Annotated in this window: 14 protein-coding genes; 7 read left to right on the top strand and 7 right to left on the bottom strand. The window is 65.4% G+C overall.

Annotated features, from left to right (window positions below):
* The 3 genes from E5P3_RS04495 to gmd all read right to left on the bottom strand — a co-directional run bounded on the left by E5P3_RS04495 (position 1) and on the right by gmd (position 3,291).
* Positions 1 to 630, bottom strand: coding sequence for an acetyltransferase (locus E5P3_RS04495; RefSeq protein WP_162584871.1), 630 nt, complete (start codon positions 628 to 630; stop codon positions 1 to 3).
* Positions 630 to 2,066, bottom strand: a complete 1,437-nt coding sequence (locus E5P3_RS04500; protein WP_162584872.1) for an FkbM family methyltransferase — start codon at positions 2,064 to 2,066, stop codon at positions 630 to 632. Before E5P3_RS04500 ends, E5P3_RS04495 begins: the two co-directional genes overlap by 1 nt.
* Before the next feature lie 187 nt (positions 2,067 to 2,253).
* The gene (gene gmd / locus E5P3_RS04505; protein ID WP_162584873.1) at positions 2,254 to 3,291 is read right to left on the bottom strand and encodes a GDP-mannose 4,6-dehydratase; all 1,038 of its coding nucleotides are present in this window, start codon (positions 3,289 to 3,291) and stop codon (positions 2,254 to 2,256) included.
* Positions 3,292 to 3,496: 205 nt separating this feature from the next.
* On the opposite strand from gmd, the gene E5P3_RS04510 reads away from it, so the two are divergent.
* Genes E5P3_RS04510 through E5P3_RS04525 form a run of 4 tightly spaced genes read left to right on the top strand, consistent with a single transcriptional unit; the run spans position 3,497 to position 10,426 of the window.
* Entirely contained in the window at positions 3,497 to 6,130 is a 2,634-nt protein-coding gene (locus tag E5P3_RS04510) for a glycosyltransferase (RefSeq protein WP_162584874.1), read from the top strand.
* Entirely contained in the window at positions 6,127 to 7,275 is a 1,149-nt protein-coding gene (locus E5P3_RS04515; RefSeq protein ID WP_162584875.1) for a glycosyltransferase, read from the top strand. Before E5P3_RS04510 ends, E5P3_RS04515 begins: the two co-directional genes overlap by 4 nt.
* Positions 7,276 to 7,329: 54 nt before the next feature.
* Positions 7,330 to 8,286 carry a GDP-L-fucose synthase family protein gene (locus tag E5P3_RS04520; protein WP_162584876.1) on the top strand — a complete coding sequence of 319 codons (957 nt, stop codon included), beginning with the start codon at positions 7,330 to 7,332 and terminating at the stop codon, positions 8,284 to 8,286.
* A complete protein-coding gene (locus E5P3_RS04525; RefSeq protein WP_162584877.1) occupies positions 8,279 to 10,426 on the top strand; it encodes a glycosyltransferase family 4 protein in 2,148 nt (715 codons plus the stop codon). The genes E5P3_RS04520 and E5P3_RS04525 overlap by 8 nt, the downstream gene beginning before the upstream one ends.
* Here the strand turns inward: E5P3_RS04525 and E5P3_RS04530 are convergent.
* From E5P3_RS04530 to E5P3_RS04540, 3 genes are read right to left on the bottom strand one after another with little or no spacing between them, the layout of a single operon-like run.
* Positions 10,395 to 11,141 carry an ABC transporter ATP-binding protein gene (locus E5P3_RS04530; protein ID WP_162584878.1) on the bottom strand — a complete coding sequence of 249 codons (747 nt, stop codon included), beginning with the start codon at positions 11,139 to 11,141 and terminating at the stop codon, positions 10,395 to 10,397. The two genes, E5P3_RS04525 and E5P3_RS04530, sit on opposite strands and share 32 nt — an antisense overlap.
* Before the next feature lie 7 nt (positions 11,142 to 11,148).
* Positions 11,149 to 11,952, bottom strand: coding sequence for an ABC transporter permease (locus E5P3_RS04535; protein ID WP_162584879.1), 804 nt, complete (start codon positions 11,950 to 11,952; stop codon positions 11,149 to 11,151).
* Positions 11,953 to 12,008: 56 nt separating this feature from the next.
* Positions 12,009 to 13,430: a mannose-1-phosphate guanylyltransferase/mannose-6-phosphate isomerase gene (locus E5P3_RS04540; RefSeq protein WP_162584880.1), complete on the bottom strand. Its 1,422-nt coding sequence runs from the start codon at positions 13,428 to 13,430 to the stop codon at positions 12,009 to 12,011.
* A gap of 163 nt (positions 13,431 to 13,593) precedes the next feature.
* Here E5P3_RS04540 and E5P3_RS04545 point away from each other — a divergent pair, with 163 nt between their 5' ends.
* Genes E5P3_RS04545 through E5P3_RS04555 form a run of 3 tightly spaced genes read left to right on the top strand, consistent with a single transcriptional unit; the run spans position 13,594 to position 18,494 of the window.
* On the top strand, positions 13,594 to 15,612 hold the full coding sequence (locus E5P3_RS04545) for an acyltransferase family protein (protein ID WP_162584881.1): 2,019 nt from the start codon (positions 13,594 to 13,596) through the stop codon (positions 15,610 to 15,612).
* 36 nt (positions 15,613 to 15,648) lie between these two features.
* On the top strand, positions 15,649 to 17,511 hold the full coding sequence (locus E5P3_RS04550) for a glycosyltransferase family 2 protein (RefSeq protein WP_162584882.1): 1,863 nt from the start codon (positions 15,649 to 15,651) through the stop codon (positions 17,509 to 17,511).
* Complete coding sequence (locus E5P3_RS04555; protein ID WP_162584883.1) at positions 17,511 to 18,494, top strand: glycosyltransferase; 984 nt, start codon at positions 17,511 to 17,513, stop codon at positions 18,492 to 18,494. Before E5P3_RS04550 ends, E5P3_RS04555 begins: the two co-directional genes overlap by 1 nt.
* Here E5P3_RS04555 and E5P3_RS04560 read toward each other — a convergent pair.
* A complete protein-coding gene (locus tag E5P3_RS04560; RefSeq protein WP_162584884.1) occupies positions 18,491 to 19,258 on the bottom strand; it encodes a glycosyltransferase family 2 protein in 768 nt (255 codons plus the stop codon). The two genes, E5P3_RS04555 and E5P3_RS04560, sit on opposite strands and share 4 nt — an antisense overlap.
* Between the last annotated feature and the right edge of the window lie 59 nt (positions 19,259 to 19,317).

Consider the following 19,317-nt stretch of genomic DNA (forward strand, 5'->3'; position numbering starts at 1 on the left):
CTATGCCCTCTTGTTCATTACTTTGGCCGGCACGCCGGCAACTCTTGATTTCAATTCGACATTCTTGACAATGACTGATCCGGCTCCTGCCAGGACATCGTTGCCAATGGTGATGTCCTGAATCACCTTGCAGCCCACCCCCAGGAAGCTGCGCTCGCCGACCGTCACATTGCCGGCGAGTCCGCAATGGGGTGCGATGTGGACCGCATTGCCGATCCGGCCATCGTGGTCGACGCTCGCGAGGGTGTTGATGATGGCAAGGTCGCCCACCACGCATTCGGCATTGACGACGGCGCCCGCCATGATTGCAACGCCGACTCCGATCTTCGCGGTCGGCGAAATCACGGCCCGCGGGCTGATGGCATTGACGAGGCGGAAGCCGAGCCCGGTCGCGAACGCGGCCAGCCGTTGGCGAAGGGCATTGGCTCCGATGGCAACGAACACCTCTTCGTAGCCCTGGCTGCGCAACTCCTTCAGGTACTCATCGCCGTGCAGAACTGGTACGTCCAGGCATTCACTACCGCTTTCAGGGGCACCGATGCAATAAGCAACAGATGCTCCTGCCGAGCGCAGCAGTTCAATGCAGACTTTGGCATGGCCACCCGAGCCCAGGACGATGACTCCCGGCATCACGCGTCGCCTCGTGCGCGAACCCAGACCTGCGAAGCCGGTCGCGCAAACAGGAGGTTGACGGAGTCCACCGCTTCAAGCTGTTCGGGCGTCCACTCCAGCAATGAGCCGCTCGTGGGCTCGATGGCACGAAACTCCAAGCCGAATTTCTGGAGCACGCCCAGCCAGGCGCCCGTGGAACGGCCCGTACGGCGGACATGCGAATGGCCGAACTCCACAATGATTCCTACGTCGGCGTTGCGCCCGATCGTGGCTGCCGCGCCCTCGATCACATCGAGTTCGGCGCCTTCGACATCGATCTTGATCAGGTCCACCGAGGTGCTGGCGTCGATCATGTCGTCGATGCGGGCCAGTGGCACGTCGATCGTAGTGGCGGTTTGGTCGGCATCTTCGAACGGGTAGAGCGAGTGGTGTCCACACGTAGCTCCGAGATGGAGCGGGAGGCGTCCCGACCGGTTGGAAGCAGCGACCTGATGCGTATCGGTCATGCCGGCGAAGCCATTCAGCACGAGAGACTTGCGCAACAGGTCGTGCGTCATGGGATGCGGTTCGAACGCGATGACGCGGCCGCGTGCCTGCATCGCCGCTGCTGCAGCGAGCGTATGCATGCCGATATTGGCGCCGATGTCTACAAAAGTTTCTCCCGGCCGCAATAGCTTTTGAATAAGCAGACGCGTCCCCACTTCGGCATCAAGCTCACCCGCATCGACAAGAGTTGCCAACAGCGGATAGTCGGACGCCGGGCAAAGCAAATAGCCCACCGATGAGCGAACCAGTACTTCCCCGGGCGCGCCGGGAACGGCCACGCGCCGGGCCGATGCGTACGCATACTGTTCGATGCGCTCTAGCCGAGCCGTGAACTCCGCGTCGGTACGCTCCAGGCGAGCCGTGAACGCCTCCTCGATACCTTCCAGCCGGGTCACGACCGCCTTATGGGTGCGTTCGAAATCTGCCAGGAACGTTTCGAGACGTTGCTGCCGCTGGTTCTGGGTCTGCGTCAACAACTCTAGAGCGAACTGGGTTTCTTGAATGACCTGCAGGCCGACCGACGCCAGTTCGTCTCGCTGCGATTGCTTGTTGTGCTCGATCAGCAGGCGCAGGGAGTGCAGTCCGCCAAAGATGGCGCGGTGGCGCTCCTGTCCGGCCCCTTGGATTTCGGTGAGGAGCGGCGCGACGAGGTAGGCCCGCAGGCGAAAGGCTGCCGGCCGGAGCACCGGCTTCGCGGCGCGGTACAGCCTCCCGACCGCCGACCGCAGACGTGCCTTGATCGACGGCCCTCCGCCGCCGCTTGCCCATCCGCCAAGGACTGCCTTTGCGAACGACGAGCTCGACGGCTTCTGCTCGGGCCCGGCTTCAATCGGCTCAGGCGACAGCTCACGGGCAGCAGCAGTGAGCGCCACGCGGATGTCGGGCCCTGTTCGTTCTGTGTTGTTCATCGAAGATGATCCTGGCCGTTTTCCTGGGCCAAGCGTGCATCGACCTAGCTGTTGTCGAACCGGGGCACCGGCACTGCAGCGGGACCTGTTCCACAGGACGCGGGCGGCACGAGGGGGATGAAGAAGCCCAGACCGCATGCGAACTGGCGGGTCTGGCTTTCGTCATGGGCCCAGTCCATCACAACCCCTAGAAGGAGCGTCCTTCCGCATTCCGGCGCAGATCTGCCTCGACCATCATCGTGCACAGCTCCTCCAGGGTGGTCTTCGGCTCCCAGCCCAATTTCTCCTTTGCCCGTGCCGGATTGCCGATCAAAAGATCGACTTCCGCGGGTCGGTAGTACTTGGGGTTCACCCGTACCAGCGTCTTGCCGCTCTTCACGTCGATGCCGACCTCTGCCTGTTCCTCGCCTTCGAATCGCAGCTCATAGCCGCCGGCCTTGAAAGCCATGTCGACGAACTCGCGCACCGTCTCGGTCCGGTTGGTCGCCAGCACGAAGCTGTCCGGCTCCTTGGCCTGCAACATCATCCACATGCCCTCGACGTACTCCTTGGCAAAGCCCCAGTCGCGCTTGGCGCCGAGATTGCCGAGCTCGAGCACGCTGGACTTGCCCAGCTTGATCTTGGCTACCCCATCCGTGATCTTGCGCGTCACGAACTCGCGGCCGCGCAGGGGACTTTCGTGGTTGAAGAGGATGCCGCTGCAGCCGAAGATGTCGTAGCTCTCGCGGTAGTTGATCGTCATCCAGTGGGCAAACAGCTTGGCGACGCCGTAGGGGCTGCGGGGGTAGAAGGGGGTGTCTTCCACCTGGGGAATAGCCTGCACCTTGCCGAACATCTCGGAGGTGGAGGCCTGGTAGAAGCGGATTTTCGGATTGGTGAGCCGAATGGCTTCGAGCAGATGCAAGGCGCCCATCGCGGTGATCTGGGCGGTGGCGTCGGGTTGGTTGAAGCTGACGCCGACAAAGCTCTGCGCGGCCAGGTTGTAGACCTCGTCGGGGGCCGCTTCCTTCATCAAGGTCAGTGAACTGCCGAGGTCGGTCAGGTCGTATTCGATCAGGTGCAGGTCGGGGTGGTCCTGAATGCCAAGCTCCTCGATGCGCCAGAAGTTGACGGAGCTGGTCCGACGATACGTGCCGTACACAACATAGCCCTTGGTCAGCAAGAGCTCGGCAAGGTAAGCACCATCCTGGCCGGTAATGCCCGTGACTACAGCACGTTTCTTCATGAGGTCCTTCCGATAGATACAGGTGCGCCATCTGCTTGGCGCTGAACCCTGGGATTTTGCCCTAAAGCCCTGGCGCTCCCTTTTCCGCCGGGCTGCGACTTGGAGATCTAGGCCTTTCCGCGTCGACTTAAAATCGCGGGGGTGCCGAAGAGGCGAATAGGCGGCGGCTCTGGATTGCAGGGACATCCAGTGGCTCGATTCAACGATGCATCGGCGCCCCGCGCGCTGGAGCACCCGTGCACGCTCCGTACCGCTCGATACATTTCGTCCGATATTTTTGATTTTGACCGGGCAGGAGCTCGGTGTGCTGTGCCTTGTGTCCCAGTCGGATGCGTCGCAGTGGGAGGTGCGTGCGGTGTGCGAACGTCGTCGTTCGTCCGTACCCCGCACGTTGGCTTGGACCTTTTCGATGATGAATAAGATGACACCACGCCTGGCGCTGGACATGTATGTGCTCGCACAGGGTGTGAAGACGGGCGTTTATCGCGTCTGCGATGAGCTCTATGGGCGGCTGGCCGCTTCTCCGCGGTTCAGCCCGCGCCTGCTTGTCAGGCCGGGCGATGAAGCCAAGGCCGGCGAGTACATCGCCACAAACAGGCTGCCAGGCGTAGTGCTCGACGGCAGCCTTTCGCCCCCTTCCGCCAGCGCAGACATTCTTCTTTCACCTTTCGGCGTGGCGCCGCCTCAGTGGCTCGATGACCACCACGTGCTTAAGGCGCACATCATCCATGATCTGATCGCGATCTACCGGCCCGAGTACTTCAGCCAGGAGGCGTCCGCGGAAGTGCGGGCGATCATTGAAAGCCTGGATGAGCGCACCGTGATTTTCGTGAACTCCGAGCACACGAAGAAGGAGTTGCTGGCCTATCGCCCCGAATTGAGCCCCGGGCAGGTCACCTTGATTCCCCTGGCCGCGGGCTCACGCTTCAAACCCTGCGGTGATCCGGAAGTGCGGTCTTCGATGCGGGCGAAGTACGGCATTCCCAGCGAGGTGCCGTATGTGCTGAGCTTGGCAACGCTGGAGATCCGGAAGAACCTGGACCAGGTGGTGAACGCCTTCGTACGGTATCTCGAGCAGCACGAAGGCAGCCCCATGCGTCTGGTGCTAGCCGGCATGTCCGGCTGGAAGCTTGAGAAGCTCGATGCCGCGCTGGCAGCGGCTGGTCGATGGCGTGATCGCATCGTCCTGACGGGCTTTGTGGCCGATGAAGACCTGTCTGCGCTCTACAGTGATGCACTTTGCTTCATCTACCTGTCACGCTACGAAGGATTCGGCCTACCCCCGCTGGAGGCGATGGCTTGCGGCGCGCCTGTGATCTGCGCTGACAATTCGTCGCTCCCGGAGGTCGTGGGTGGTGCAGGCGTGATGCTGGATGCCGACGATGCGCAGGGCGTGGTGCAGGCCATCCAGCAGATTTCAGATTCTGGTGCGTTGAGGGAGGAGCTTTCCCGCAGGGGTATGCAAAGGGCCTTGCTCTTCAACTGGGATCGCTGCGCTGAAATCGTCATGGACACCCTGTCTGCCGCTTACGAACGACACGCCGCTCGGCCCCCAAACCTGAAGCGCCGGGCCACGGTTCTTCCGGCGACGCCGGAAGGGTTGGCTGCCGTCAGCGTCGACAGCATGCCCGAGGCCAGCTTCTTCGGCTACAGGAATGGCAGCCTCGGGCCCAGCTTTGCCGCCCATGGGGCACCACTCTCGAATCGCGCGGATGCGGCATGGCCCATATGGTCTGAGCGCCTGCCGATCTCCACGGCCACGCCGGCCGATCGACCAGAGGGCGGCTTGCGCACGCAGGGCCATTCGAAGTTCGGCACGTCCGACACGCCGCTCGTTAGTTACGTGACAGTGGTGCGCAACAACAAGGCCACGCTGGCGCGGACCATCGAGAGTGTTCAGCACCAGACCTATGGCAACGTCGAGCACATCGTGCTGGATGGTGCCTCGACCGACGGCACCCTGGACGTCATCCTCGAGTACGCGCATCGCCTCGACTACTACGTGTCCGAGCCCGACGCCGGCTTGTACGACGCGGTCAACAAGGCTGTCCCGCTAGCCAGGGGACAGCTGATCTGCGTTCTTAACTCCGATGATTGGCTCGAGCCGCACGCCGCCGAGATTGCCGTGCGCCGCATGCATGGAATGTTCGAAGAGCCCGCACTGCTGATGACGGCTGCACTGGTGCGCGATCGCGACATCCTCCACGAATGGCATCCTGCGTTCGTCCATCCCGGCAGCTATTTCATCTGCGCCAACGATTGCCACAACGGCATCTATGCCACCCGTGCTGCCTACGAGCGCTCCGGCCCCTACGACAGCTCCTACAAGATCGCCGCGGATTTCAAGTGGATCATGACGTGCCTGGAATCGGGCTCGAAGTTCGTCTACACCAAGGAGCCCACGGTGAATTATTCGCTGGGGGGCACGTCCAGTGATCAGCGCCAGCACAGCATGGATTGCATGCGCGTTGTGAGCGAGCGCTTCGATTTTCTCTCGCCAGTCGAAGTGAGCGGGCTCTATCACAGCTTCTTCATGTTCACGGGGGCCTTCTCGGCGGACGAGGGCAGCCGTCCAAATAACCACACGCAGTTTCTGCGCAGGGTGTTCGCGGCCCATGAGAGCAAGCCTGATTTCGTGAGCGCTCTCGGCTGGGCAGCGATGGCGACGCTGCAACACCCGGTCGATGCGGCCGTTGCGACTCAGCCGGCACCTCCGGCCCAGGCGCCTGCGGTGCCGAGCTTCAGGCGGTCGGTCAAGGAACTCGCCAAGAGCATTCTCCACAAGCATCCCGGCCTCTACGGCGCTGCCGCGCGCGGGTATCGGCGCCTGAGAGGATGAGCGACGTGGCCCGAATTGCCTATATCGACCACTCGTTCCATCGAACCACACGCTCGACAGAATTTCTTCCGGAGATCCTGAGCCGTCACGGGCACGTCGTCGACAATTTCTGGGACGACGCTTGGCAGGGTGGCAAGGCCGTGGCCTGGAGCGATGTCGCCCCGTATGACGTGGTGATCATGTTCCAGTCCTTCTGTCGACCGGAGGGGGCGTACTTCAGACGATACCATCCGAATGTCGTGTACATCCCGATGCTCGACCAGTTTGGGCTGTGGCAAGGGCCGATCTACAACCTCTCGGCGTTCTGGGAGCCATTCCAAGGCTCGAAGGTGCTCAACTTCTCGAACGCCCTGCAGTCGATGACGACTGCTTTCGGCATCGCGAGCCACTTCGTTCGCTACTACCAGCCCGTCACCGCGTCGCCAGCCTCCGGGCGAAACGGCCTCCATGGCTTCTTCTGGCTGCGCCGGGAGCTGCAGTTGCCGTGGAAGACCATTCGCCAGCTCATCGGGGGCGTTCGCTTCGACAGCTTCCACATCCATCTCGCGACCGATCCCGGCACACCGGCGCCGCAGCTGCCTTCTGATGAAGACATCGAAAGGCATCACATCACGACCTCCACGTGGTTCGAGCACAAGGCGGATCTCCATGCCGTGATGGAACGTGCCAACGTCTATTTCGCACCGCGCGTGGAGGAGGGAATCGGCCAGTCCTTCCTTGAGGCCATGGGGCGGGGGCAATGCGTCGTGGCACCCAACCAGGGCACCATGAACGAATACATCCTGCCCGGTCTCAATGGCCTGCTCTTCGACATCCACAATCCGAAGCCGCTGGATTTCTCCGAGCTTGCCCGGTTGGGCCAGCGAGCCAGGGAAAGCACGATTGCCGGCCGCGCAGCGTGGGAGAGCGCCGAGGAAGAGCTCGTGCGCTTCATTCTCACGCCCAGCGAGGCCCTCTACGCCGGGCGATACCAGCACCCGTTCGTGGCGGGCGCCCCCTCGGAGCCTCCGCCCGACGCCGCCCAGCCCGTCGCCTCACCGATGGCGCGTTTGCGGGCCCTCTCCCAGCGCCACGCGTTCTTCCGATCCACGCGTTTCATCTGGTATCCGATGATCCGCCTGGCCCGGCAACTGGTCGGCCGTTGAGGGTGGCGATGCGCTACCCTTCATCGCACCTGTTCGAAGTTCATGAAATCCACGATGGAAAAGAAAAAGGTATTCGTTGCCGGCCACAGAGGGCTCGTCGGCACTGCCACCCTGCAGGCGCTGAGTGATCGGCCTGACTACGAGATCGTCACGCGCACGCATGCCGAGCTGGATCTCGAAGACCGCGACGCCACCCGGGCGTTCTTCCTGGAGCACCGCCCCGACCATGTCGTGATGTGCGCGGCCAAGGTAGGAGGCATCCTGGCCAACTCGAATTTTCCGGTCGACTTCCTGCACAACAACCTGCGCATCCAGCTCAACGTCTTCGACGCGGCTCACGAGGCCGGGATCGATCGAATGATCTTCCTCGGCTCGTCGTGCATTTATCCGCGCGACTGTCCGCAGCCCATCAAGGAGGACTACCTCCTGACCGGCCCGCTGGAGCCCACCAATCGCCCTTACGCGCTGGGCAAGATCGCTGGCGTGGAATCCTGCTGGGCCTTCAATCGCCAGTACGGCACACGCTACCTGGCCGCCATGCCCACCAACATGTACGGCCCGGGCGACAACTACCACCCCGAGCACTCGCATGTGCTGCCCGCGCTGATCCGCCGCTTTCATGAAGCCAAGATCAAGGGCGATCCCGAGGTGGTCGTCTGGGGCTCCGGCACGCCGCGCAGGGAATTCATGTATTCCTCCGATCTCGGGGAGGCGATCCTCTTCCTGCTGGAACTCCCCGAGGAGCGCTTCGCCGAGCTCACCCGTGCGGACGCGACGCCCCTGATCAACATCGGCGTGGGCGAGGACGTGACCATCCGCGAGGTGGCCGAACGCGTGAAGGCGACGGTTGGCTACGCGGGCGAGCTCAAGCTGGACGCCTCCAAGCCGGACGGTACGCCGCGCAAGCTGCTGGACGTGGCGCGGCTTCGCTCCCTTGGCTGGAAAGCCCGGACACCGCTCGACGTTGGTCTCAGCAACGCGTACAGCGACTTTCTCCAGTGTCATGGCTGAACAGATTTTGAGACGCTATGCGCGGCGCGTTGCCAAGGGCGCCTGGTGGCTTGCCACGCCTTGGCGCATGGGTGAGCGCCTGGAGTTCCTGCGCCAGCGTGCGGAAGCACAGGCGCGCGCGACCGAGTTCGCGCTCCTGGTCGACGCAGAGCGGATGCGGCGCGCGTCGCGCGAGAGAGGAATCCCGATTCCTGCGGTCGAGCCCCTCGATCTGTTTGACGATGCGGCGGTGTGCAATGCGGGCGGATTGCCCCTGGACAGCATCCTGTGGTCGCCCGTGGCGCCTCAGGACGTAACGGACGGTTGGTCGGCCGCGCGCTTCCTGATCGACCTGTGGCGCAAGCGCGGCGACCTGCGATCGCGTTACCCGCTTGCGCTCGAGGGCAACCGGCAGACCGACTTCGCGCGTTGGTTGCAGAACGAAGGTGCAGCCGAACTGCACCTCGGCGAGGCGGCGTTGGAGCTGATGCTGGACGTACTGGATGCCGGCATGGCCGATCGCGCGCGGCAGTCGCTGCTCGCCAACCAGATGGTGGCGCCCGTGTGGCCGCATGGCTTGACCCCGGCCGGCATGCCGCGCCTTTTCCGATGTCTCATGCGGCACAGCGCCGGCGAACAGGGTTCGCGGCGCGAAGAGCTCTGGTGGCTGTTTTTGCAGGCGGCGCAGAACCCGGCGCGCGAGCTGATGCTGGCTTATTCCTTCACGCCTGCATGGCAGGAACTGCACCCCGATGGCCTCACGGTCTTCGGGCGCGAGGCCTTTTGCGCCTGGTTCGCGTCCGAGTACGGCGCCTCGGGCCGCTGGGTCGATTCGTCAACTTGGCCAGATTGGGAGAAGCCGGCATTGCAGGTCCGAACGGCGTACTGGGCTCGCGACATGTGGCGCGCGGCCCATCCTGATGCGTTGGTGGATGAAGACGCCGGGCGCGCGCTGCTCGATTGGCTGTTGTCGCCGGCAGCGCGCCTGTCCGATGCAGCCCGCATCTGGTGCGCCCGCCTCGATGCAAGCTCCGTCGCTCGTGAGCTCGTCCGTCCCGGCGTCAACATGATGGGCCACTTCTGCTATGCCTCCGGGCTGCGCGTCTCCGCCGAATCCATGGTCGAAGCCATGGGACGCGTCGGGGTGTCCGCATCATTGCGCGACGTGTGGACCGACGCCAAGGATGACCCCCATCACGTCGACTTTCACGGCATGGAGGTGCACGACGTCACCATCATCCACACCCAGCCCGAACCCTTCTTCGACGAGGCCTACCAGCGCGCCCACCTGTTCGAGCGCAGCCCCCGAACCTATCGCATCGGCTACTGGTACTGGGAGTTCGACTCCATCCCCGAGTCATGGATCGGGCATGCCGAGAAGGTCGACGAGGTGTGGGCCGCGACCGAGTTTGTTGCCCGTGGACTGCGGGAGCGGCTTTCCGTTCCGGTTCGCACCCTCTTCCCCGGCGTCAAGCTGGCGCCCTATGCGAAGCGCGGCAAGAGCTACTTCGGACTGGAGGAGGGGCCCTTCACCTTCCTCTTCACGTATCACATGATGAGCGTGATGGAGCGCAAGAATCCGAAGGGGCTGATCTGCGCCTTCAAGCAGGCTTTCCGGCCGGACGAACCCGTGCGCCTGGTGCTCAAGAGCTCCTACGGCGACCGCCATCCGGCGCAGATGCAGGAACTGCGCGATGCCGCCGCCGGCGCCAATATCACCATCATCGACCAGGTCCTGAGTCCCGACGAAGTCCTCTCCCTCATGGACGCCTGCGATGCCTACGTCTCCCTCCACCGCAGCGAAGGCCTCGGCCTGACGATGGCCGAGGCCATGCTCATGGGCAAGCCGGTGATCGCCACCAACTTCTCCGGCAACGTGGACTTCATGGACGACAGCAACAGCCTGCTCGTCCCCTACAAGCTGGTGAAGCTGGGCAAGCCTATTCCGCCCTACGACGCGGACCTGGAGTGGGCCGAACCGTCGATCGAGCACGCTGCGCAGCTCATGCGCCGCGTCTACGACAACCAGGCCTGGGCGCGGGAGGTGGGGGTGCGCGGCAAGGCGAGCGCCGAAGCCAATCTGTCGCTGGACGCCGCGGGCCGGCGGATCGCCGCCCGGCTCGAGGAGATCAGATCGCTGCGGCGGCGAGCGGCTGGCTGACGGGTTCGCTCGAAGACCGGTCGACGATCCGCCCGTGCTCCAGGTGGATCACGCGGTTGCACTCCTTCGCGATCAGGTCGGGCGAGTGCGAGGCCAGCACCAGGATGCCGGACTTGGCCACCACGTCCTTCATCCGCTGCTCGGCCTTCTCGGTGAACTCGGCGTCGCCCACCGAGAGCCACTCGTCCATCAGCAGGATGTCGGCCTGGACGCTGGTCGAGATCGAGAAGGCCAGGCGCATCAGCATGCCGGTGGAATAGGTGCGCACCGGCATGTTGACGTATTCGCCCAGCCCGCTGAACTCGCAGATCTCGGGCGTGAGCGCGTCGATCTGCTTCTTGCTCATGCCCATCACCAGTCCGCGCAGCATGATGTTCTCGATGCCGGTGGCATCGTGCTCGATGCCGAGCGCAGGATCGATCAGGCTGGAGACGGTGCCCTGGCGGACGAACTCTCCCGCGGACGGCTCGTAGACGCCCGCCAGCGTGCGCAGCAGCGTCGACTTGCCCGCGCCGTTGTGGCCCACCAGGCCGAGGCGGTCGCCGCTCTTGAGCTCCAGGTTGATGTTGCTCAGCGCCTGCACCACGTTGACGCCGGTCTCCTTGCCGAAGCGCCCGCCGGTGACGGAGGCGGCCAGCGTCTTCTTCAACGATGCGGCGCCTGCGCCGTAGATGGGGAAGTTGACCGAGACGTTCTTGAGGGAGATGGAAGCCATTGTTTCTTCAGAGCCAGTAGACGACGCGGCGGCGGTACTTCGCGAACAGCAGGCCCGACACGACCACGCTCGCCACCGTCCACCCCAGGATGCCCCACCAGTTGTGGGCATCGGCAACGCCGCCCATCAGGGGCACGCGCAGCAGCTCGAGCATCTGCGCCAAGGGGTTGTACAGGATGTACTGCGCGCGGCCGGGGAGGCTCTCCGGGAGCCAGAAGACCGGCGTCAGGAACATCAGCATCTGCATCACGCTGGTGACGATCTGGGTCACGTCGCGAAAGCGCGTGCAGATCAGCCCCAGCGCCAATCCGAGGGCCTGGGCGTTGATCAGCAGCAGCAGGAAGGCCGGGATGAAAAGGAGTGCCGACCAGGACAGCGAGATGCCAGCCCACAGCGCCACCGGCACGTAGAGCACGATCTGGTGCGCGAACTGGATCAAGTTGCGCGCCATGCTGCGCCAGACGAACAGGCTGATCGGGAAATAGCCCTGCTTCAGGTAGTTGCTGGAGCCGATGAAGGCATTGCAGGCATCGGTCACCATGCTGGAGAAGAAGCTCCAGAAGATGATGCCCAGCGCGAGGTGCGGGAAGAACTTCGACAGCTCGGTGCCGAACAGCGAGCTGTACAGCGGCCCCATGCCGCCGATCATGGCGCCCATGCTGAGGGTCAGCCACAGCGGCCCGAGCATCGAGCGGCGGTAGCGCAGCACGATGTCGAACCAAGCCAGCGTCCACCAGATGTCGGTGCGGCGGGAGCCCTCCCACCAGTCGGACCACGCGCTGCGATGAAGATTGGAGTGCGCCTGGGTCACTGGAGTACCTTCGCTTTTGGGTGCGATGCTATTCGCCTTCGGAGCGGCCGTGCTGCTCATACGCGTCCGTAGGTGTCCACCAGGCGCACGATGTCGTCCTCGCCGAGGTAGCTGCCGCACTGGACTTCGATGAGAACCAGTTCGTCCTGTCCGATGTTCGTCAAACGATGCTTCTCCTTGAGCGGGATGTAACGGTATTCGCCGGGCAGGGTCTTGTGTTCCGCGTCGCCAATCTGGACGATGGCGGTGCCCTGCACCACGACCCAGTGCTCGGCGCGCTGGTGGTGGTATTGCAGCGACAGCGCCTCGCCCGGCTTCACCGTGATCCGCTTGACCTTGTAGCCGTCTTCTTCCTTGAGCGAGGCGTAGGTGCCCCAGGGGCGGTTGACCACGGCGGGCAGTTGCACCGTCTCGTGGCTGCGCGCCTTGAGGATGTCCACCACCTTCCGGACCTGCTGGGCGCTGTCCTTGTGGGCCACCAGCAGCGCATCGGGCGTGTCGATGATGACCAGGTCGTGCACCCCCAGCGCAGCGACGATCTTGGGCCCGTGGCTCTCGACCTGGATGTGGGTGCCGGTGGTGTCCACCGCGACCACGTGGTCGTCGGGAAAGGTGTTGCCGCTGGCATCGGAGGGCTGGGCCTTGGCGACCGCAGGCCATGATCCCACGTCGTTCCAGGCGAACTTGGCGGGCACTACGCGCACGTTGTCGGCGCGCTCCATCACCGCGTAGTCGATGCTGATGTCCGGCTGCAGGCCGAAGGCGTGCAGGTCGAAGTTGATCGCGTCGCCTTTCGCCTGCGCGCTTCCCAGCGCGTGACGGGCCGCGTCGAGCACTTCGGGCGCATGCGACTCCAGCGCCGAGATGATTCCGGCCGCGGTGAAGCAGAACATGCCGCTGTTCCAGTAGTAGCGCCCGGTTGCCAGGTATTCCTGCGCAGTGGCCAGGTCCGGCTTCTCGACGAAGCGCTTGACCGGCTGGCTCTCGCGCGAGACCCGCTCCACCTCCACGTAGCCGAATCCGGTCTCCGGCACGGTCGGCGAAATGCCGAACAGCACCAGCGCGCCTTGCTGGGCCAGCCGGAAGGCCTCGCTCGCGCTGGCGACAAAGGCTTCCACGTCGGGCACCAGGTGGTCGGCCGAGAGCACCAGCATCACCGTGTCGCCGCTGAACTGGCGCTCGCACTGCAGGGCAGCCAGCGCGATCGCCGGTGCCGTGTTGCGGCCCTTGGGCTCGAGCAGGTAGGTGGCCGACGGCGGATCGCTCATCTGGCGCAGCACGTCCTTGGTCAGGAACTGGTGATCCTTGTTGGTGACGACCATCAGGTCGCCGGTGCCGCAAGCCTGTCCGCGCTCGATGGCCTGCTGCAGCAGGGTCGAGCCGCCCAGCTTCATGAAGGGCTTCGGCAGCGCCTGCCTGGAAACGGGCCAGAGCCTGGAGCCGGATCCTCCCGAGAGCACCACAGAAAGCAATCGCATTTTTGTCCTTCTCTTTGAGAGGCGGCGATTTTACCGGCCGAAGCCGAAGCGCACCCTGTGGAACGATGCGCGCGAGGGGCACACCCCGTTGCGAAGATAATCACGCGCTGCGCCGCGACGCCACGTCGCCGACCGATCCGACTCAGCCCAAGACCGCGCTCGCATGCCCCGACAAGAAGAACAGCCCCACCTTGCCCACCCGAAGTACCGACCGGACATCGACGGCCTGCGCGCCATCGCGGTGCTCTCGGTCGTGGGCTTCCATGCCTTCCCGGGCTGGGTCAAGGGCGGCTTCATCGGCGTCGACATCTTCTTTGTCATTTCCGGTTACCTGATCTCCACGATCATCTTCGGCAGCCTGGCCGGCGAGGGCTTCAGCTATCGCGAGTTCTATGCCAGGCGCATCCGGCGCATCTTCCCGGCGCTGCTGGTCGTGATGGCCGCGACCTTCGCGTTCGGTTGGTATGTGTTGCTCGCCGACGAGTTCCGCCAGCTGGGCAAGCACCTGCTGGCCAGCGCCGGCTTCGTGGTCAACCTGGCGCTGTGGAACGAGGCCGGCTACTTCGACACCAGCGCCGAGACCAAGCCGCTGCTGCACCTGTGGTCGCTCGCCGTAGAAGAGCAGTTCTACATCTTCTGGCCCGTGTTCCTCGGCCTCGCCTGGCGCTTCCGGGGCGGGCAAGGGCGCCACCTGGGCACCTGGATGTGGGTGGCGACGGGGCTGTCCTTCCTTCTCAACGTGTACGCGGTGCAACGCCACCCGACCGCCACCTTCTATTCGCCGTTGCCGCGCATGTGGGAGCTTGCCGCCGGCGCCTTGCTGGCGTGGAACGCGCTGCGACGCGAGCCGCATCGCAACTGGTACAGGCGCGAGCTGCGCAGCGTGTCCGGTCTGCTGCTGATCGGGTTGGGCCTGGTGCTGATCACCCGGGGCAAGTCCTTCCCGGGCTGGTGGGCGCTGCTGCCCGTCCTGGGCGCCTGTCTCTGCATTTCCGCGGGGCCGGGTGCCTGGCTCAACCGCCGACTGCTGGGGTCGCGCCCGATGGTGTGGGTGGGCCTGATCAGCTATCCGCTGTACCTGTGGCATTGGCCGCTCCTGGCCTACGCGCGCATCGTCGAGGGCGCCGAGCCCGATCGCACCACGCGCATCGCGGCCGTGATCGCCTCCGTGCTGCTGGCCTGGCTCACCTATCGCTTCGTCGAGCTCCGGCTGCGCCGGCGCCGCAACGAGGGCGTGGTCAGGGGCCTGGCCTCGGGCATGGTGGCGGTGGCCGTCATCGGCATGGTGCTCACCGGGCGCCTGCTGCCGCCGCGCAACGACGACCCGGGCGTCCAGGCCATCGTCGCGGCCGGCGCCGACTGGGCCTACCCCGACGGCCTGAAGGAGACCAAGGTCAAGGGCGAGACCGTCTACACCATCGGCGAGGGCAAGGAGCGCGTGCTGCTGCTCGGCGACAGCCATGTCGAGCAGTTCGGTCCGCGCGCCGTCGAGCTCGACCGCGTCGCGCCGGACGCGCTGAAGACCCTGTACTTCGGCACGCGCGGTGCCTGCCCGCCGGTGCCGCACCTCTTCGAGGACCGCGACCTGGCCTGTGGACCGCGCCGCGAGCAGCTGCTGAAGTTCGCCTTCAGCGACGACATCGACACCGTGATACTCGGCGCCTGCTGGACCTGCTACTTCGACATCGAAGAGACGACCCCGGGTTCCAGCGCGCCCCCGCCGCCGGACCACTACTACTTCCTCGACCTCCAGGGCCGCCACATGCTGCGCGGCGGCGACGGCGTGGCGCGTTCGCTGGTGTCGCTGGAGACGCTGATCGGGTTGCTGCGGGCCGCCAACAAGAAGGTCTACCTGATCCTCAATCCGCCGCTGAGCACGAACTTCGAGCCCCGGCTGCTGATTCACGGCAGCCGTCTCGGCACCATGACCGCCTCGACCTCGCCGGTGTCGGCGCCCTTCCCGCCCACGCAGAAGCGCCTGCAGGAGCAGTTGCGCCAGCTGGCGCAGCGCGCGGGCGCCGTCGTGCTGGATCCTGCTCCCACTGTCTGTATTTCCGACGACAAGTGCATGCTCAGCGCCGAGGGCGGCGACCCCGTCTACAAGGACGGCGCCCACCTGCGAGCCGGGTTCGTGCGCAAGGCGGCGACCTTCCTCGATCCCGCGCTCGTGTCGGCACGATGAGCGCCCCCGCATCCAGAGCATGAACCCCCCCCACGCATGAAAGCCCTGTTCTACCGCCTCGTCCTCTTTCCGTTGGGACTGCTCAGGGGGCCGGGCCTGTTCGGTCGCATCCAGCGCGCCTGGCGCATCTTCGGCAAGTCGGGATGGGCGGGTGTGCAGTGGGAGCTGGGCCGGCGCATGGGCGGCTACAACAATTACGACAACTGGGTGCGCAAGCACGACACGCTGACGCCCGAGCTGCTGGAGAAGCTCGCCCGCCGCGTGAAGGCGATGGCGGGTGGCCCGCTGATCTCGGTGGTCATGCCGACCTACAACCCTAACCCGGCATGGTTGCGCGAGGCCATCGAGTCGGTTCGCGCGCAGATCTACCCCAACTGGGAACTGTGCATCGCCGACGACGCCTCGACCTCGAAGGACGTGCGCGAGGTCCTGGAGGCCTACAGCCGCAGCGATGCGCGCATCAAGGTCGTGTTCCGGCCGCAGAACGGCCACATCTCCGCCTCGTCGAACAGCGCGATCGAACTCGCAACCGGGTCGTGGCTCGCACTGATGGACCACGACGACCTGCTGCCGCCCCACGCGCTCTTCTGCGTCGCCGAATGCATCGTTGCGCATCCGGACGCTCGCCTCATCTACTCCGACGAAGACAAGATCGACGAGGGCGGCCACCGCTTCGGACCGTACTTCAAGCCGGACTGGAATGTCGACCTGTTCCGCTCGCAGAACATGTTCAGCCACCTGGGCGTGCTGGCCACCGACCTGGTGCGCGAGGTCGGCGGGTTTCGGGTCGGACTCGAGGGCTCGCAGGACTGGGACCTGGTGCTGCGCTGCATGGAGCGCGTCGAGCCGAGGCAGATCCGGCACATCCCGCGCGTGCTCTACCACTGGCGCGTGCATGGCGAGAGCACGGCCAAGTCGATGGGGGCCAAGCCGTACGCGGCCGTGGCCGGCGAACGTGCCCTGAACGAGCATCTGGCGCGCACCGGTGTGCAGGGGGCAGCGGAGTACCTCGGCTTCGGCTTTCGCGTGCGCTACGCGTTGCCGCAGGCGCTTCCCCAGGTGTCGCTGATCATCCCGACGCGCAACGCGTTGCAGCTGGTGAGGCAGTGCATCGAGTCGATCGAGGCGAAGACAAGCTACGCGAACTACGAAATCATCCTGGTGGACAACGGATCGGACGATCCGTCTGCGCTGGCGTATTTCAAGGAACTCGGCACGCGTCCGAACATCCGCGTGCTGCGTGATGATCGTCCTTTCAACTACGCCGCACTCAATAACGCGGCCGTGGCGCAAGCCCGGGGTGAGCTCGTCGCACTGGTCAACAACGACATCGAGGTGATCACGCCGGACTGGCTGTCCGAGATGGTGTCCATCGCCTTGCAGCCCGGCGTGGGCGCCGTGGGTGCGCGCCTGTGGTATCCGAACATGACGCTTCAGCATGCCGGCGTGATCCTCGGCGTGGGCGGCATCGCAGCCCACGCGCATCGCGGCATGCCTGCCGGGCGCGAGGGCTACGGCGGCCGTGCCGGCCTGATTCAGTCGTTCTCGGCCGTCACTGCCGCCTGCCTCGTCATGCGCAAGTCGATCTACGAGCAGGTCGGCGGCTTCGACGAGGTCAATCTGCAAGTGGCCTTCAACGACGTGGACTTCTGCCTCCGTGTGAGCGAGGCTGGCTACCGGATTGTGTGGACGCCGTACGCCGAGCTGATGCACCACGAGTCCGCGACACGCGGCAAGGACCTGTCGCCCGAGAAGCGTGCGCGCTTCGAACGCGAGGTGGCCTACATGCATCAGCGCTGGGACCACGTCCTCCAGAACGACCCCGCCTACAGCCCCAACCTCATGCTGGCGCGCGAGGACTTCAGCTACGCCTGGCCCCCGCGCCTGGCGCCCCTCTGATGGCACTGGGCGTCTCGGTCGCGCTGTGCACGCGCAATGGCGCGCGCTATCTGCCGGCGCAGGTGCAGAGCATCTGCACACAGGAGCCGCCGCCGCGCGAGATCGTGCTGTCGGACGACGGTTCCAGCGACGACAGCGTGGCCGTCGTGCGCCAGGCCATGGCGGACTGCGGTGCCGCGTCGAGTGTTGCGCTGACCGTGTTCGAGAACCGGCCGGCCCTCGGCGTCACGCGCAACTTCGAGCAGGCGATACGCGCCTGCCGGCACGAGCTGATCGCCCTCAGCGACCAGGACGACATCTGGCATCCGGGCCGCCTCGCGCGCATGGCGGCCTGCTTCGAGGCGCAGCCGGAACTGCTGCTGCTGCACACCGATGCGCGGCTCGTGGACGGCGAACTGAGGCCCCTGGGCGACACGCTGTTCCATGCGCTGGAGGTGCAGCCTTGGGAGCTCGAGGCCATCGGCCAGGGCCGCGCCTTCGAAGTGTTCCTGCGGCGCAACCTCGTGACCGGCGCGACCACCATGTTCAGGCGCCGCCTGCTTGCAGCGGCACTGCCCTTTTCCGACGAGTGGGTGCACGACGAATGGCTGGCCGCGCTCGCCGCGGCCACCGGCCGCCTGGACGTGCTGCCCGAAGCCCTCATCGACTACCGCCAGCACGGCAGCAACCAGATCGGCGCCAAGCGACCCACCCTGACCGACAAGCTCGCCAAGGCGATGCAGGCGCGCGGCAGCAAGCACATGCAGCGCTGGCGCCGCGCGCAGTCGCTGCTCGATCGCCTGCTGGCGTTGCAGGGCCAGGTGCCGGCGGCCATCGTCGACGCGCAGCGAGGCAAGGTGGCGCACCAGCGCTTCCGGGCCGAACTGCCGGCCTCGCGCGTGGCCCGCCTGCTGCCGGTGTTGCGGGAGGCCGCGAGCGGCCGCTACGAGCGCTTCGGCCGCGGCAGGCAGGCCATCGCGCAGGACCTGCTGGAGCGCGGCTAACGCCCTGCGGCGCGTGACGCCGCTTCCAGCCGGCGGTAGCGCCAGAACGCCCCCGAGCTCCACACCTTCAGCAGGCTCGTGAGGTGCCAGTACAGGTGCCGCTTGCTGCTGTGGCTCGCGCGCTGTGCATCGTGGCGGGTCTGCAGGTGCTCCGCGATCGAGAGCTTCCATCCGGCCAGCCGCAGGCGCGCGCAGATGTCGAAGTCCTCGCCGTACATGAAGAAGCGCTCGTCGAAGCCGCCGATCTGTCGGTACGCCTCGCTGCGGAACAGCATGAAGAGGCCCGGAATCCAGGCGGGTTCGGCCGGTATCGCGTAGCCCGGGCGCCGGCGCGTGAGGATCTCCAGCGGCGTGATGATGGCGCGGTGCTGCTCCGCCGTGGTCTTGCCGGGCTCCAGGATGCGCGGCGCCAGCAGGCCGGCATCCGCCGGGGCGTGAGCGAGCAGCGGCGCCAGCACATCGGCGTCGAAGCGGATGTCGGGGTTGAGCACCAGGAACCACGGCGTCTCGCAGCGCGCGAAGGCCTGGTTGTGGTTGGCGCCGAAGCCCATGCGCCGCTGGTTCTCGATCCGCTCGATCGGAAAGCCCCATTGCCCGCCCGCCAGCGCATCGGGTTCGGGGATGTTCAGCGTGAGCAGCACCTTGGCCGTCGTCGCACGGCTGAAGCGGTCGAGCTGGTCCAGCAGCGGGCGGATGAGTTCGAGCTGACCATGGCTCACGATCGAGACCGTGACGGCGGGGGAAGGGGACGGGGATGTGGGCATGGTCTAATTTCGCCCGGGGATTCTAGGAGCAGGCTCCTGGGCCTCCCGCCTCCCGCCTT

Origin of the sequence: Variovorax sp. RA8, from assembly GCF_901827175.1 — a bacterium.
In the GTDB taxonomy this organism is placed as follows: Bacteria; Pseudomonadota; Gammaproteobacteria; order Burkholderiales; family Burkholderiaceae_C; genus Variovorax.